Annotated in this window: 14 protein-coding genes; 5 read left to right on the forward strand and 9 right to left on the reverse strand. The window is 69.5% G+C overall.

Annotation, left to right across the window (positions count from 1 at the left end; genetic code table 11):
• The 3 genes from C3488_RS36250 to C3488_RS36260 form a co-directional block, all read right to left on the reverse strand.
• Positions 1 to 877, reverse strand: an 877-nt coding sequence (locus C3488_RS36250) for a HAMP domain-containing protein (RefSeq protein WP_146067999.1), incomplete at its 3' end; no start/stop codon positions are given.
• A complete protein-coding gene (locus C3488_RS36255) occupies positions 874 to 1,578 on the reverse strand; it encodes a response regulator transcription factor (protein ID WP_103845125.1) in 705 nt (234 codons plus the stop codon). The genes C3488_RS36255 and C3488_RS36250, both read right to left, overlap by 4 nt.
• A 70-nt stretch (positions 1,579 to 1,648) precedes the next feature.
• Complete coding sequence (locus tag C3488_RS36260; RefSeq protein WP_103845126.1) at positions 1,649 to 3,028, reverse strand: MFS transporter; 1,380 nt, start codon at positions 3,026 to 3,028, stop codon at positions 1,649 to 1,651.
• 499 nt (positions 3,029 to 3,527) lie between these two features.
• On the opposite strand from C3488_RS36260, the gene C3488_RS36265 reads away from it, so the two are divergent.
• The 4 genes from C3488_RS36265 to C3488_RS36280 all read left to right on the forward strand — a co-directional run bounded on the left by C3488_RS36265 (position 3,528) and on the right by C3488_RS36280 (position 6,510).
• Positions 3,528 to 4,406: an ATP-binding cassette domain-containing protein gene (locus C3488_RS36265; RefSeq protein WP_103845135.1), complete on the forward strand. Its 879-nt coding sequence runs from the start codon at positions 3,528 to 3,530 to the stop codon at positions 4,404 to 4,406.
• The gene (locus C3488_RS36270) at positions 4,403 to 5,059 is read left to right on the forward strand and encodes a hypothetical protein (protein ID WP_103845127.1); all 657 of its coding nucleotides are present in this window, start codon (positions 4,403 to 4,405) and stop codon (positions 5,057 to 5,059) included. The genes C3488_RS36265 and C3488_RS36270 overlap by 4 nt, the downstream gene beginning before the upstream one ends.
• Before the next feature lie 158 nt (positions 5,060 to 5,217).
• Positions 5,218 to 5,757 (forward strand): AAA family ATPase, encoded by a 540-nt coding sequence (locus C3488_RS36275; RefSeq protein ID WP_219822366.1) that lies wholly within the window; start codon positions 5,218 to 5,220, stop codon positions 5,755 to 5,757.
• A gap of 141 nt (positions 5,758 to 5,898) precedes the next feature.
• Positions 5,899 to 6,510, forward strand: a complete 612-nt coding sequence (locus C3488_RS36280; protein ID WP_258053866.1) for a GNAT family N-acetyltransferase — start codon at positions 5,899 to 5,901, stop codon at positions 6,508 to 6,510.
• Between the two features lie 88 nt (positions 6,511 to 6,598).
• On the opposite strand, the gene C3488_RS36285 is transcribed toward C3488_RS36280, so the two are convergent.
• From C3488_RS36285 to C3488_RS36305, 5 genes are all read right to left on the reverse strand, one after another.
• The gene (locus C3488_RS36285) at positions 6,599 to 8,290 is read right to left on the reverse strand and encodes a glycoside hydrolase family 13 protein (protein ID WP_103845130.1); all 1,692 of its coding nucleotides are present in this window, start codon (positions 8,288 to 8,290) and stop codon (positions 6,599 to 6,601) included.
• 48 nt (positions 8,291 to 8,338) lie between these two features.
• Positions 8,339 to 9,271 (reverse strand): carbohydrate ABC transporter permease, encoded by a 933-nt coding sequence (locus C3488_RS36290; RefSeq protein WP_258053864.1) that lies wholly within the window; start codon positions 9,269 to 9,271, stop codon positions 8,339 to 8,341.
• On the reverse strand, positions 9,268 to 10,248 hold the full coding sequence (locus C3488_RS36295) for a carbohydrate ABC transporter permease (RefSeq protein ID WP_103845131.1): 981 nt from the start codon (positions 10,246 to 10,248) through the stop codon (positions 9,268 to 9,270). Before C3488_RS36295 ends, C3488_RS36290 begins: the two co-directional genes overlap by 4 nt.
• A 105-nt stretch (positions 10,249 to 10,353) precedes the next feature.
• On the reverse strand, positions 10,354 to 11,649 hold the full coding sequence (locus C3488_RS36300) for an ABC transporter substrate-binding protein (protein WP_103845132.1): 1,296 nt from the start codon (positions 11,647 to 11,649) through the stop codon (positions 10,354 to 10,356).
• Positions 11,650 to 11,868: 219 nt separating this feature from the next.
• Positions 11,869 to 12,975, reverse strand: coding sequence for a LacI family DNA-binding transcriptional regulator (locus tag C3488_RS36305; RefSeq protein ID WP_103845133.1), 1,107 nt, complete (start codon positions 12,973 to 12,975; stop codon positions 11,869 to 11,871).
• A 56-nt stretch (positions 12,976 to 13,031) separates the two neighbouring features.
• Here C3488_RS36305 and C3488_RS36310 point away from each other — a divergent pair, with 56 nt between their 5' ends.
• The gene (locus C3488_RS36310; protein WP_103845134.1) at positions 13,032 to 14,339 is read left to right on the forward strand and encodes a glycoside hydrolase family 32 protein; all 1,308 of its coding nucleotides are present in this window, start codon (positions 13,032 to 13,034) and stop codon (positions 14,337 to 14,339) included.
• Positions 14,340 to 14,833: 494 nt separating this feature from the next.
• Here the strand turns inward: C3488_RS36310 and C3488_RS36315 are convergent.
• The coding region (locus C3488_RS36315) for an aldehyde dehydrogenase family protein (protein WP_146067882.1) at positions 14,834 to 15,342 on the reverse strand (509 nt) is incomplete at its 5' end.

A 15,342-nucleotide genomic window follows, 5' to 3' on the forward strand; every position in this document is an offset into this window, starting at 1 on the left:
GCAGTTCCTCGAGGCGTTCCGCCTCCTCCAGGGCACGGGCGTGTTCCTCCCGGCCGGGACCGGGGTCGAGGTGCGGCTCGACGTTCTCCAGCCGGAGCACCAGGGTCGCCAGCGGATTGCGCAGCTGGTGCGAGGCATCGGCGACGAAGTCGCGCTGACGCCCGACGGAGTCGGCCACCGCCTCCGCCATGGCGTTGAAGTGCTGCCGCAGCCGACGCAGCTCCGGGGGGCCGCTCTCGGCGACGACCCGGATGTGGAGACTGCCTGCGGCCAGGCATTCCACGGCCCGGTCCAGGTCGCGGACCGGCCGCATCAGCCACCGGGCGATGGCCACCGCTGCCAAGGCCGCGGCCGAGAACGCGGCCAGGGCTCCGGCGGCGATCAGCGACCAGCGCACGGACACGTCCCGGCGGGCCGCGTCGGTGGGTGCCGCCAGCAGTACCGCGCCGCTGACCCGCTCGTCCTGCCCGACCGGTTCGGCCAGGACCACGGTGTCGGGTCCCCAGGGCCGGACGGTGGGCAGCTGTTCGGTGGAGCGGCCGGTCAGGGCGCGGCGCAGGGCATCCCCCGCCGCGGAGGCCGCGGAGGCGGTGGGTCCCGTTCCGCTCCGTGCGACCGTACGCCCCGTCGTGTCGACCACGACGACCGCGGCTCCGTACAGCTCGGCGTAGCGGTGGATCTCGTCGGACAATTCGACGCGGTCGGCCCGGGTGCGCGCCCGGTCGGCCAGATCGGCGAACCGCACCGCCTCGGAGCGCCGCTGGAGCAGCAGTCGTTCGGTGCGCCCATTCGCGTAGGAGTCGGCCAGTGGCAGGGACAGCAGCAGCATCGCTGCTCCCATGAGCACCATCAGAACGGCCAGCAGTCTGCGTCTCATCCGCCGCTGTCGCCTTCGCCGTCGGCCGAGGGAGAGCCGAGCTGGTAGCCGAAGCCCCGCACGGTGCGCACGAGGCCGGCCCGGCCGGTCTTGGCGCGGATGCCGGCCACATGAACGTCCAGGGAGCGGGACGCGGCGAGGAAGGCGTCGCCCCAGATGCGGTCCAGGATCTCCTCGCGGGAGTGGACCTGGTCCGGCCTTCGGGCGAGGAAGGCGAGGACGTCGAACTCGCGGCGGGTGAGCCGCACGACCCGGCTGGCCACGGTGACGCTGCGGCCAGCAAGGTCGATCTCCACGTCTCCGGCGCGGACGGAGGACGCCGCGTCGCTGTCCGGGCGGCCGGGCGGCGACGTGGTTCTGCGGCGCACGCTGTCGATCCGGGCCATCAGCTCGGCCATCCGGAAGGGCTTGACCACGTAGTCGTCCGCTCCGGCGCGCAGCCCCTGGACGATGTCCCGCTCCTCGCAGCGGGCGGTGACGACGATCAGCGGGGCGTCGCAGACGGTGCGCAGCCGCCGCAGCAGCTCCAGACCGTCCAGGTCGGGCAGGCCCAGGTCGAGGAGGACGAACTGCGCCTCTCGGACATGCCGCAGGGCGTCCAGGGCTCGCCCGACGCGGCGGACACTGTGCCCGCGCTGAGCGAGGGCCGTGACGAGCGCCTGGGCCATGCGATCGTCGTCCTCGACGAGAAGCGCGTGCATGGGGAAGTCCTTGGAGAGCGGTGACCTGGACCGAAGCTTACGGAAACCGTCGGCCCAGGTCACCGGGCAGTCAGCGGACGCCTTCGACTCCGGTGGCCACCGGCGCCGGGGCCGGGTCCTGGTCGGCGTCGGCCTCGGCGCGGCTGAGGGCTGCCGAGCGGGTGTCCGGCATCAGCACGTAGGCGATCAGGGAGACGAGCGCACACCCGGAGACGTACCAGAAGAACATCTTCTCGTGGCCGCCGTCCTTAAACCACAGCGCCACGTACTCCGCCGTGCCTCCGAACAGGGCGTTGGCGATCGCGTACGGCAGCGCCACGCCCAGGGCCCGCACGCGGGTCGGGAAGAGCTCCGCCTTCACGGCCGCGTTGATCGAGGTGTATCCGGTGACGACGACCAGGGCCAGCAGGGACAGGCCGAGGGCCTCCCAGAAGGAGGACACCGACCCGAGCGCCGTCATGATCGGGTACGTGCCGACGGTGCAGCCGACCGCGAAGGTGATCAGCAGCGGGCGGCGGCCGATACGGTCCGACAGCATCCCGGCGAAGGGCTGCAGCACGGCGAAGACGGCAAGAGCGGTGAAGCTCACGAGGGTGGCGGTGTTCTTGGCCATGCCCGCACTGCCGATGAGGTACTTGGTCAGATAGGTGGTGTACGTGTAATAGGCGACGGTCCCACCGAGGGTCAGCGCCATGACCAGGCCCGCCTGGCGGCGGTGCTGCCACAGCGAGGCCAGCGTGCCGCGGGCGGTGGCGTCACGGCCGGTGTCCGACTCCTCGGTGAAGGCGTCGGTCTCCTGCAGCCGGCGCCGCAGCCAGAACACCACCACGGCGAACAGCGCCCCCAGCACGAACGGGATGCGCCAGCCCCAGCTCTCCAACTGGGCGGTGCTCAGGGTGTGCTGCAGGGTGATGAGGACGCCCAGGCCCAGCAGCTGACCGCAGGTCATCGACACGTACTGGAAGGACGAGCCCAGGCCGCGCCGCCCCGGAGCCGAGGCCTCGGTCAGATAGGTGGCGCTGGCCGCGTATTCGCCACCGATGCTCAGGCCCTGCAACAGCCGCGCCAGCAGCAGCACCACGGCGCCGAGGTAGCCCGCCTCGCCGTAGCCGGGTGCGACGGCGATCAGCAGGGCGGCCAGCGTCATCATGGCCACCGTGAGGGTCAGCGCGCTTTTGCGGCCGTGCCGGTCGGCGGCCCGGCCCAGCACCCAGCCGCCCACCGGACGCATCAGAAAGCCGACCGCGAAGATCCCGGCGGTGTTCATCAGCTGGGTGGTCGGGTTGTCGCCCGGGAAGAAGGAGTCGGCGAAGTAGATCGCGAAGCTGGCGTAGACGAACCAGTCGTACCACTCGACGAGGTTGCCCAGCGATCCGCCGACGAGGGCGAAGCGACGTTGTGCACGGGCCTGTGGCGATGAACCGGACACGGCGGCGGACGACGAGGACATGGCGGCTCCAGTCGAGGCGTCTTGGGTGAGGGTGAGAGATCCCCGCCCGCGGGGAATGCGCATGAGCATGCGGCCGTCCGCTGAGGCCATCAAGGTCCGGCGCCGAGATCTAACGTCCGGCTAACATCCTCCGCGGTCGCCGAACTCGCGGCCGGGGGAACCTTCATCGGTCTTCCAGACCGTCGGGTGTTCCTCAGCATCACCGCGACGGCCTTGCGTCCGTCGGCAGGGCGTGGGGCTGAGCAAGTGTTTCCGGTTGGAGGGTCTCTGCGGTCTCTTCGGGTCGAAGAGGTTGTGCTCCGCGACGATGCCGGCGACCGAGCGGTGCGTGGCCAGTGCTCCTGCGGCGGCTGCGCCGGCTCGGCCATAGGCAACGTGCGGTGTGACCGCCGTGATCGTGCCGATGGTGCGGTGCACGGTGGCGCGCGGGTGCTCGGCGTCGGCGGTGATGCCGGTGACGCGGCGCTCTATGCTGAAGGCATATCAAGGAGACGCTTTGTTGCGATGTGAGGCGGTCGGCAAGCGTTACGGCCGGGGACCGTGGATCCTCAGCGACGTCGACATGGAGGTCTCGGCCGGTGACGTCCTCGCGGTGGTGGGAGGCAACGGTTCGGGAAAGTCGACCTTGTTGAGGATCCTCGTCGGGCTGTCGCGGCCCACTTCCGGGACCGTGTCGGGCGGACCACCGCACATCGGTTACGTGCCGGACCGCTTCACCCCCCAGGACCGCATCTCGGCGATCTCCTACCTCACCCACATGGGGCGTATCCGTGGCATGCCGACCGCCGCCGCCCGCGCCCGAGCAGCTCAACTGCTGGAGCGGTTGTCCCTTGTGGGCGGGCAGGACGCGTCACTGCGCACGCTGTCGAAGGGCAACGCGCAGAAGGTGGCGCTCGCCCAGGCCCTGCTCGTCCACCCCGATCTGCTGGTCCTCGATGAACCCTGGTCCGGTCTGGACGCATCGGCCCACGGTGTCCTGGCCGAGTTGATCGACGAAGTGGCCGCACGGGGCGGGGCGGTCGTCTTCACCGATCACCGCGAGGCGATCACCGAGACGCACGCCGGCGGCGTCTACGCCATCAGCGACGGTCAGGTCACCCGGCGCGGCGGCCGACCCGCCGGTAGTCGCGCCTCGATGGTCGAGCTGGTCCTGACCGTGCCGCCCATCGGTGTCACTCCGGTCAAGGTGAACTGGGACGTGCTACCAGGCGTGGTGAACGCCGCCCAGCGTGGCAAGGCGGTCGTCTTGCGGGTGGCGCGTGAGCATTCGGACGCAGTTCTGCTGACGGCGCTGCAGCACCAATGGTCGGTGGAGGGCCTTGTCGGGGCGGCGGACGACGGCAGTCCCCGGGCGGATGCGAGGAGGGCCGCCCTGTGATCGCCCTGGTCCGCTACATGTTCACGGTATTGCTGCTCTCCCAGCGCTACCTCGCGCCGCTGTTGCTGTTCCTCGGCTTGGTGGTTGTGCTGACCAGCAGCGACACCGGCCCGCTCGCCGCGACCTACGCCTCGGCGGCCGGGGCTTTGTTGCCGTCCTCGGTATGGCTGACCGTGGCACTGATCAGTCTCGAGGACCAGCCGGACCGCTCGATCGTCGTCGTGAGCTCCGGCAGCCACGGTCGCGTCCTGCTCGCCACGATCGCGACGGCCACCGTATGGTGCCTGCTGCTGACTGCGGTCGGCCTGACGCTGCCGCTGATGTTCGGGACTCATGCACCCGGCCTTGCCGACCTGGTGCTGGGGGCCGAGGCTCAACTCACCTGTGCCTTCATCGGCATGGCCATCGGACTGGTCTGCTCACGGCTGGTGTTCCGACGGCAGGGCTACGCGCTCGTCCTCGCCGTGGTGCTCGTGCTGACCGTGCTGCTGGGCAGGAGAGTCTCCCCGGTCAACATCATGCTCACCAACCTGCAGAACGCCTCGGACTCGGCGGGTGTCCTGGTGTCCACGGGCGTCCTACTCGCCGCCGCCGCGGGCCTGCTGGCGGCCGCAGCGGCCATCACACAGGCCGTCACCCTCAGAAGGGGATGATGGCCTGCGGCGGCGAGCTCGTCGCAACGCGGGTAGGGCTTCACCCAGCCGGCCGGTGATGGCCATCGACTTCAGGTGATCAGCTTGTCATTCGACATCCGGGCCGGTACTGCCGTTGCGCCATGACGGGACGGCGGCTGACCGGCATGATCGGGCGTATGACTCGGCAGATCGTGATCGTCACTGGGGCTCCCGGAACCGGCAAGAGCACCTTGGCTCTCCCGCTGGCGGAGGAGCTTGGCTTTCCTCTTCTGTCCAAGGACCAGATCAAAGAGACCCTGCACGACTCGTTGGACGCAGACGCCGGCTTCGCGTCTTCACGCCGGTTGGGCGCCGCGGCCATGAGCCTGATCTGGGTCTTGGCTGCACGCTGCCCGCAGGCGGTGCTGGAGGCCAACTTCCTGCCGCGCCACCCTGACACCCGCCCGCAGTTGGACGCCTTGGCTGCGGATGTGGTCGAGGTCCACTGCTGGTGTCCGCCAGCCGAGGCGGCCCGCCGTTACGCCGCCAGAGCGGCCACCGTGCATCCGGTGCACGTCATGCACGAACTTCCAGCCGACCTTCTGGCCCAGTACGACCGGCCGCTCGGCTACGGCCCCGTCATCACTGTCGACACCACTCGCTCGACCGATCTGCCCGACATCACCGCCAAGGTCCGACGGGCGTTCCGGTCCGACCCGGTCTCCGACAGGGCCTGAGGCGATCAGAGAAGCGGCGATCAAGGGCGCTGACCCGGTACCGATCCTGTGAGACCTGCCAGTACCGCCGGTCGATCCTCTGTTGGCTTCGGCTGTAGTCGCAGACGTTCCGGGACCGGCAGGATCACAGCCGTGCATCCGCTGAACTCTTCCGTCGCCGCAATTCCTGTCCCTGTCACTCTCCTGGGCCGCCACGTCCGCTTGGAGCCGCTGATGCCCGCGCATCTTCCGGACCTGTTCGCAGCGGGCGGAGGAGACGAGGAGGTCTGGCGATGGCTCCCGGTGCGCACTCCGCGCACAGAGGACGAGATGCGCTCTCTTCTGGATGAACTGCTGGCCGACTGTGATGCCGGTACACGCGTCGCCTTCGCAGTCGTCCAACTCTCCACCGGACGCGCCGTGGGCTGGACCACCTACGGATTCTTCAGCGCCCGCGACGAGCGCCTGGAAATCGGCTGGACCTGGTACGGCCGCGCAGTCTGGCACACCGCGGTCAACACCGAGTCCAAGCTGCTGCTGCTGACGCACGCCTTCGAGGACCTGGGCATGGGCCGTGTGTGCTGGCGGACCGACCACCTCAACACGCGGTCGCAGGAGGCCATCGCCCGCTTGGGCGCGGTCCGCGAAGGCGTCTTCCGACGCGAAATACGCCGTCCTGACGGGAGTTGGCGCGACAACGTCTACTACGCGATGCTCAGAGACGAGTGGCCTGCCGCGAAGGAGCGGCTGACCGCCCGGCTCGCTGCGGGCTGACCTGCGGCCGATCCGGCGGCGATCGACTCCCCGGACCGCCGCTCGGCGGCGGCGATGCCCGCCGTGACGGCAGCCGATCGCCGGTCCGTCAGTCCTGGCTCAGCCAGACCGCGGTGTCGGGAGGCAGCAGCCCGTCCTCGTCGAGCGGTCCTGATGCGATGAGGGGGCGGCAGGCCTCGGGGAGAGGGACGGATCGGTGGGAAAGGTTGACGGCGCACAGCAGGCCGTGGCCGCGTTCGAAGAGGAGCGTGCCCTGCGGGCCGTCCAGCCAGCGGAACTCCTCACCGCTCAGGCCGGCGTGGGTGCGGCGCAGGCTCAGTGCGGACCGGTAGAGCTGGAGCATGGAGGCGGGGTCGGCCTGGTTGGCTTCGGCGGTGTACGACTTCCAGTCCTCGGGCTGCGGGAGCCAGGGGGTGGATCCGGGCGGACCGAAGCCGAAGGGCGGGGTGTCGCCGCTCCAGGGAAGGGGGACCCGGCAGCCGTCGCGGCCTCGGACGGTGTGGCCCGAGCGTTCCCAGGTGGGGTCCTGCAGGACCTCTTCGGGGAGGTCCTCGACTTCGTAGAGCCCCAGTTCCTCGCCCTGGTAGATGTACGCGCCGCCGGGGAGAGCGAGCATGAGGAGGGCGGCTGCGCGAGCGCGGCGGGTGCCGAGGGCGAGGTCGGTGGGCTGGTACTCGTTGCGCAGGGGCGCGGTCACGCCGGTGTACGCGCGGCCGTAGCGGGTGACGTGACGGGTTTCGTCATGGTTGGACAGCACCCAGGTGGCGGGGGCACCGACGGCGGCGAGGTCGCTCATGCTGCGGTCGATGACCTCACGCAACCTGTCCGCTTCCAGGGGGCACTTGAGGAAGTCGAAGTTGAAGGCCGTGTGGAGTTCGTCGGGGCGGAGGTAGTCGGCGAGGCGGCCGGGGCGGACGTGAGCCTCCGCAACGAAGATCCGGCGGTCGGCGTAGCTGTCGGCGATGGCGCGCCAGCTGCGGAAGATGTCGTGGATTCCGTCGCGGTCCCAGTGCGGGTGGTCCTGTCCCTCCTCGGCCAGGACGCGGAACTCCGGAAGGCCGAGGTCGGGCAGAGCGGGGTCCTTGACCATGCCGTGGGCGACGTCGATGCGGAAGCCGTCGACGCCGAGGTCGAACCAGAAGCGCAGAATCGATTCGAACTCGGCGTGGACCTCCGGGTTGTCCCAGTTGAGGTCGGGCTGTTCGGGGGCGAACAGGTGCAGGTACCACTGACCGTCCGGGGTGCGGGTCCACGCGGGACCGCCGAAGGCCGCGTGCCAGTCGTTCGGGGGCAGAGAGCCGTCCTCGCCCTGCCCGTCACGGAAGACGTAGCGCTCCCGCTCGGGCGAGCCCGGTGCCGCGGCCAGTGCCTGCTGGAACCAGACATGCTGGTCCGAGGTGTGGTTGGGCACGGTGTCCAGGATGACGCGCAGGCCCAGGTCGTGGGCCTCGGCGATCAGCCGCTTCGCATCGTCGAGCGTGCCGAAGGCGGGGTGGATGTCGCGGTAGTCGGCCACGTCGTAGCCGCCGTCGGCCAGCGGGGACGGGTACCAGGGGTTGATCCAGATCGCGTCGACACCGAGATCGGACAGGTAGGGCAGGCGGGAGCGGAGTCCGGCGATGTCGCCGACTCCGTCGCCGTCACCGTCGGCGAAGCTGCGGATGTAGACCTGGTAGATCACGGCGGAGCGCCACGACCCGTCGCTCGGGTTGCTCACCTTGTCGGGTTCCTGACTGTGCGGAGTACGTCGTCGGGGGTGGAGGACTGCGTTCAGCGTCATGCGTGGCTCCCGGGGCCCTCCGTACGGTGCCGGGAGTCGCGGCTCGTCTCAGCCCTTGACGGCTCCGCTGGTGAGGCCGCGGACGAAGTACCGCTGCAGGGTCAGGAAGACCAGGATCGGGACGAGCATGGAGAACAGGCCGCCGGCCGTGACGAGCTCCCAGCCCGTGCCCTGCTGTCCCAGCAGGCCGTTGGTCGCGATGGTGATCGGCTGCTTGTCGCCCGGGCCCACGAAGATCAGGGCGACGAGCAGGTCGTTCCAGACCCAGAGGAACTGGAAGATCGCGAAGGACGCGAGTGCGGGAGCGGACATCGGCAGGATGAGCCGGTAGAAGGTCTGGAAGTGGCTCGCGCCGTCGATCTTGGCGGACTCGACGACGTCCTTGGGCAGGGTCGCCATGTAGTTGCGCAGGATGTAGACGGCCAGCGACATGCCGAAGCCGATGTGGGCGAGCCAGGCGGCCGGGAAGGTGCCGTTGAGGTGGACGGAGGCGTAGAGCTTGATGATGGGGACGAAGGCGACGTAGTTCGGGACGACGAGCAGACTCACGATGACGATGAAGAGGACGTCGCGTCCCTTGAACGTCATGAACGTGAAGGCGTAGGCGGCGAACGCGGCGATGAGGATCGGCAGGAACACCGCCGGGAGCGTGATGGCCAGACTGTTGAAGAAGGCCGACCCGAGATCGCCCTGCTCGATGGCCTTGGCGTAGTTGCCGGTGGTCAGGTCGGACAGTCCGCCGGGATGGGCGAACAGCGTCCACCAGCCGCTGGAGTTCGCGGCGTCGACGGTGCGGAACGACGTGACGACCACCCCGAGGGTGGGCACGATCCACAGGGCGCACACGAACAGCACGCTCAGCCTGACCGGGAGCGGACTGCGCCTGCCGCTCCTGCCGGAGGGTGTCTGGGCGCCTCGCCGGAGCGGGCGGCCGCGGCGCGGGGCCGCCGGTGTGATCGTCGGGGTCGTCTGGGTGGTCATGCCGACTCCTCCGCCTTGAAGTGGCGAATCTGGTAGATCATGATCGGCACGATGGCGATGAGCAGCATGACGACGATCGCCGACGCGTAGCCGTAGTTGTAGTTGGTGTAGAGCTGGTTGAAGAACTCCAGGCCGACGACGTTGGTGTTGAAGGCCCCGTTGGTCATCACGTAGATCACGTCGAAGATCTTCATGACGGTGATGAGGATGGTCACGAAGACCGTGATGACCGTCCCGCGGATCTGCGGGATGATGATGCGCCAGAAGATGCGCAGTTCGCCGGCGCCGTCCAGGCGGGCCGCTTCGAGGGTCTCCGCGGGGACCCCCTTGATGGCCGCCGACAGCAGCACCATGGAGAAGCCGGTCTGCCCCCACAGCAGCATGACCATGAGCAGCAGGCTGTTGGCGTGCAGGGTGCTCTGCTGCAGCCAGGGGATCGGATCGTGACCGAAGGCGGTGACGATGCCGTTGAGCAGGCCGGTCTGCGGCTGGCCCGCGGGCTGGGCGGCGTACATGAAGCGCCACACCGTGGCGGAGCCCACGGCGCTGATGGCCATGGGCATGAAGACGACGGTCTTGGCCGCCTTCTCGGCCCTGGGTGTCAGCCGGTCGGCGAGGGTGGCGACGAGCAGGCCCACCACGATGCAGGCGGCGGGAACGACGGCGATCCACAGCAGGGTGTTGAACAGGGTCTGCCGGAAGGCCGGCGTCCCGAGGAGCTTGCCGAAGTTGTCCAGGCCGACGAAGCGTGAGCCGTCGCTGCTCTTGAAGCTGTTGATGACGGTGATGACGGTCGGGTAGACCAGGTACACCCCGATCGCCGCGACCGCCGGCGCGACGTAGAAATAGGGCTTGATCCGGTTCTCCCAGCGGCCCGGCAGGGCCTCGGCGAGCTTGTTGAGGGCCCAGTAGACGACCAGGGCGGCGGCGATGCCCGCCAGTACCGTGAGGATCGTCGAGAGCACTTGGCTGACCACGGCGGTCCCTTTCCTCGAACGTGAGTCGTTGTCGGGTCGGTTCGGTGGCGCCGGGGCGGGCGGGAGTACGACTCACCCGCCCCCGGCGGCCGTTCCGCGTGGTGGTCAGCCGGCGGGCCAGCTGGCGTCTATGTTCTTCAGTGCGGTGTCCAGCGACTCCTGGCCGGAGATCCAGGCCGTCATGTCCTTCCAGAACGTTCCGGAGCCGACCGCGGACGGCATCGCGTCGGACCCGTCGAAGGCGAACCCGGTGGAGTCGTAGGCGACCTTGGCGATCGACTGCGTCGTCTTCAGCGGGTAGTTGGCGAGCGGGAAGTCCTTGTGCGGGGAGATGAAGGAGGAGCCGTTCTTCGCGGCGGTGGTGCCGAGGTCGGTGGCCGCGAGCAGCTTCATGACCTTGCGGGCGGACGGGCTGTCCTTGTAGATGGAGGCGGTGTCGCCGCCGCCCTCGACGGGGTTCTCGCCGCCCGCCGTGGCCGGGGGCAGGCCGAAGACGCCGACCTCGGAGTCCAGGTTCTGCTGGACGGACTTGGGGAAGAAGCCGGTGATGAAGCTGCCCTGCTGGTACATGTAGCAGCCGGGCTTGCTGTTGAACATCGGGTTGCCCGCGGTGCCGAAGGCGTTGCTGGCGATCGACTTCCGGCCGCCGAGCACGTTGCCGTCGGTGAAGGCGATCTTCTGGAACTGGGCGGCGGCCTGGCGGACCAGCGGCGAGTCGAACTTGATCTTGTGTGAGATCCAGTCGTTGTACTTGGCGACGCCGCCGTACTTGAGGATCAGGTTCTCGAACCAGTCGGTGGCGGGCCAGCCCGTCGCCGTGCCGGACTCGATGCCCAGGCACCAGGGCGTCTTGCCGTCGGCCTTGATCTTCTCCGTGAGGGCGTTCAGCTCGTCGAGGGTCTTCGGGGCCGTGTAACCCGCCGCCTCGAACGCCTTCTTCGGGTAGAAGACCAGGCCCTTGACGTTCATGCTGACCATCAGGCCGTAGGTCTTGCCGTTCACCTTGGCGACGTCCAAGGTGCCCGCCGTCATGCTCTTCTGGAGTGCCGGCAGATCGAGGACGTCGTCCAGCGGAGTGATCTTGCCCTTGGCCGCGAGGTCCTTGATGATGCCCGGCTGCGGCATCAGGGCGATGTCGGGGGCGTCGTCGGCCTGCACCTTCTGCACGATGATCTGGTTGAGGTTGTCGACCTTGCGCCACTGGACCGTGATCCCCTGCGCCTTGGCGCGGGGGTCGAGCTGGGCCTTGAGACCGTCGATGACCGGCTGGTCCATGCTCGTCCAGATGGTGATGGTCTTCGTGTCGCTCGCACCGCTGCCGGAGCCGGACGAGCAACCGGTGGCGAGCAGTGCGAGCGCACTGAGCGCGCTCACGCCGAGAACAAGCTTCCGCCTGGACATGCGTTCCTCCTTGGTCGGTGACCGCACGGCGGGGCAGCCGCCGTCGCGCACCTGAGGTGACCTCGCCTGCCGGGGCGGGTCTTGCACCAGGCCACCGCGGCGGGTTACTAATTCGGGTTAGTGGCCCGAAAGCTAGCCGCCCCCCGTTTCTCGCGTCAAGAACTTGTTACAAGGGAGTTATCGGTGGATGTCCGCACGTATCAGCGGGGCCGGCCCGACTCAGGCCCGGGCGAGCCCGCCGACCGGGGCCGCTGTGGAGTCCCGCAGCACAAGCGGGCAGTGCACGAGGGTGCGCCCGTTCCCCACGGCGGGCTCCCCGGCGGCCAGCTGCTCGGCGGCCAGCCGGCCCATCACGTCGTACGGCAGCCGTACGGTGCTCAGCGCCGGGTGGATCTCCGCCGCGAGCTGGAACTGGTCGTCGTACCCCATCACCGAGACGTCCTCGGGCACCCGGATCCCCGCCTCCAGCAGGGCCAGGATCGCGCCGACGGCCATCCGGTCGTTGCCGCACATGATCGCGGTCGGCCGGGGACCACGTCGCAGCAGCTTCCGGGCCAGCTCGTAGCCGGAGTCCGCGTGGTAGTTGCCGGCCATCACCGTGTGGTTCCGCGGGTCGAGTCCCGCCCCGCGCAGCGCCTGACGGAAGCCGCGCAGCCGGGACTTGGTGGCCCAGGCGCTCACGGTGCCGGTGAGGTAGGCGATGTCCCGGTGCCCGAGGTCGAGCAGCGCCTGAGTGGCCTCCCGGCCTCCGCGCACCTCGTCGGGCAGGATCGACGGAACGGGGTCGTCCGGGACGAAGCAGTTCAGCAGAATCGTGGGGACCCGCCGGGCGTCGTCCGGGAGCACCACCGACTTGGTGCCGACCGCCGCGAAGATCAGAGCGTCGACCTGCCGGTCCAGCAGGTCGGCGACCAGTTGTGCCGCCTGCCGGTTCGAGGCACCGGTGTTGACCAGGAGCAGCAGATTGCCGTGGCGGAGGGACGCCTCGTGCGCTCCCTTGATCGCGGAGGCGGCGAACACGCCGAAGTCGACGTCGTGGCTGACGAAACCGATGGTCGCACTGCGCCCTTGGCGCAGTCCCTGGGCGGCCCGGTTGGGACGGTAGTCCAGTTCGGCGACCGCCTGCAGGACCCGCTGCCGGGTCTCGTCGCTGATCGTCTGCCCGGCTGTCCGGTTGAGCACGAACGAGACGGTCGCGGGCGACACGCCGGCCAGACGCGCGACATCGGCACGGCGAGGCCTTCTCGCCCTCGGTCGGTGATCTTCATGGGTTGACACGCCGCAAGCGTACGAGACGTCTCCGGTCCTGAGCACCGGTTCCCACACCCGTCAGCGCTTGCAGCTTCGGGTGCATTTCATACGCAGTGAGAGGAATATTCGACATGCCCGCATGGCTCCACTATGCGCCCGCGAAGGGCTGGATGAACGACCCCAACGGGCTCGTCCACTGGCAGGGGCTGCACCACCTCTTCTACCAGTACAACCCGGAAGGCACCGAGTTCACCAACCAGCACTGGGGTCATGCCAGCTCCCCCGACCTGCTCACCTGGACCGAGCACGAGGTGGCGCTCTTCCCCGGCCCGGCCGGATCCGCGCCGTACGACGCGACCGCCTGTTTCTCGGGCTGCGCGGTGGAACACGACGGTGGTGTGTCGATCCTCTACACCGGCGTGCTCGGCGACGCCCAGCTCCCCTGCCTCGCGCGCGCCGCCGACGACGGACTGTCGAGCTTCGTCAAGGACCCGGCCAACCCCCTCCTGTCAGCCCCGCCCGCCGCCGACATCACCGAATTCCGTGACCACAGCGTGTGGCGCGAGGACGGCCGATGGCGTCAGCTCGTCGCGGGCGCGCGCCGCGACCATGGCGGCTCGGTGTTCGCGCTTTCCTCGGCCGACCTGCGGGCGTGGGACTACGACGGCGTCTTCGTGGACCGGGCCGCGTCGAAGGTGCCGGGCGCGGTGTGGGAATGCCCCGACTACTTCGCCGTGGAGGACACGGGGGCACTGCTGGTCTCGGTCATCCACGAGGACGGCGAGGAGGGGCCTGCCGTGTGGTGGATGACCGGGACTGCGTCAAAGGCCGGTTTCGAGGTGCGCGAAACCGGCGTCGCGGATGTCGGCGACCGTTTCTATGCGCCTCAGTCGTACTGGACCGCGGACGGCCGACGGATCCAGTTCGGCTGGATCCGCACCCACCAGGACCCGGCCGGCCGCAGTGGCCAAGCGGTGGGCTTCATGAGCCTGCCACGCGAACTCTCGGTACGGGAGGGACGCCTGTACTGCGAGCCCGCGGCGGAACTGACACGGCTGCGGCGGGCTCCCATCCCCGTACCGGTGGCCGGTACGGTACGCCTGGACGGAGGCAGGACCGCCGGGGAGCTGGTGCTCGACGCGGCAGCGGCGGACGGAGCGCGGGCGGTCGCCCTCCGTTCCCTGACCGGAACCGAGATGACCGTCGACCTGGCGGCGTTCGCCGGACTCGACGGGCCGCTGCGGCTGTTCTGGGACGCGGGCATCGTCGAGGTCTTCCGCGGCGGCGTGGCGGGGACATGGTCCGACCTGCGGGTCTCCGATGTCGTCACACTGCGGCTGGACGGCGACACGGCTGCGGCAGGCGGACGAATCGAGCTCTGGGACCTCGCCCGACCGGAGCGCTTCACCGGCCCGGCGGCCGGCCTCGGCGCCGGATGAAAGGGGTGCTCCGGCCATCGGCACGAGCTTCTCCTCCGACACGGGGATCGCTCGTGCCGGAGCACGCGGTCGCCGATCGAATGGGATCGCATCAGATCTGAGCGGATCGGATCGGATCGGATCGGATCGGTCAGGAGGTTACGGCCCTGGCCCTCCGCTGAACGTCGTCACAGCACCGGCGCAGCCGACCGCCGACCGGGTGCGTCGGCCGGCGCGCGCAGTCCCCGTCTTCCCGCCGGAGGTGGGAGCGACACGAGCCGGACGTTCGCGGACGGCCGGGGCCGCTCGTGGCTCAGCCGTCCTGGACAGGAACGGCGACTGCCTGTCCGACCGCACCGGCTGCCGTCAAGGTCCGCTCCCCCGGTTCTTCCATGGGTGGCGGCGAGGTCGAAGGTCCCCCAGTGGACGGCGAGCAGCACTCCGCGCGGCTCGCCGCCCTGGAGGTCGATACGGGAGCCGAGACCCCACCTCGAGAGGTGTCGGCTCCACGCGGGTCAAGTGGTGGGGCGCAGGGCGAGGTTGTAGTAGCGGATCTCCTGGTACTCCTCGAGTCCTTCGCTGCTGCCCTCGCGTCCGAGGCCGGACTGCTTGACTCCGCCGAAGGGTGCGGCCGCGTTCGAGGGGACGCCCTGGTTGATGCCGACCAGGCCGGTGGCCAGTTGGTCCGCGACGTTGAAGGCGCGGTCGAGGTTCTCGGTGAAGACATAGCCTGCCAGGCCGAACTCGGTGTCGTTGGCGCGTGCTATGGCCTCGTCCTGGTGGGAGAAGCGCTGGATGGCGGCGATGGGCCCGAAGATCTCGCTGCGGGCGAGGTCGGCGTCAGCCGGTACGTGGTCCAGGAGCGTCGCCTCGAAGAACGAGCCGGGGTGGCTGGGAGCCGAGCCGCCGGTGACCAGGTGTGCGCCCCGGCGGGTCGCGTCCTGGACCAGGCCGGCGAGTCTGGTCACGGCGTTGTGGTCGATCACCGGGCCGAGCCCCACGCCGGGGGCGAGTCCGTTGCCGG

The organism is Streptomyces sp. Ru72, from assembly GCF_002920635.1.
Taxonomy (GTDB): domain Bacteria; phylum Actinomycetota; class Actinomycetes; order Streptomycetales; family Streptomycetaceae; genus Streptomyces.

Coding starts and splice junctions, on each gene's coding strand:
- C3488_RS36255 (WP_103845125.1), bottom strand. CDS start 1,578: ATGCACGCGCTTCTCGTCGAGGACGACGATCGCATGGCCCAGGCGCTC.
- C3488_RS36260 (WP_103845126.1), bottom strand. CDS start 3,028: ATGTCCTCGTCGTCCGCCGCCGTGTCCGGTTCATCGCCACAGGCCCGT.
- C3488_RS36275 (WP_219822366.1), top strand. CDS start 5,218: ATGACTCGGCAGATCGTGATCGTCACTGGGGCTCCCGGAACCGGCAAG.
- C3488_RS36285 (WP_103845130.1), bottom strand. CDS start 8,290: ATGACGCTGAACGCAGTCCTCCACCCCCGACGACGTACTCCGCACAGT.
- C3488_RS36290 (WP_258053864.1), bottom strand. CDS start 9,271: ATGACCACCCAGACGACCCCGACGATCACACCGGCGGCCCCGCGCCGC.
- C3488_RS36300 (WP_103845132.1), bottom strand. CDS start 11,649: ATGTCCAGGCGGAAGCTTGTTCTCGGCGTGAGCGCGCTCAGTGCGCTC.
- C3488_RS36310 (WP_103845134.1), top strand. CDS start 13,032: ATGCCCGCATGGCTCCACTATGCGCCCGCGAAGGGCTGGATGAACGAC.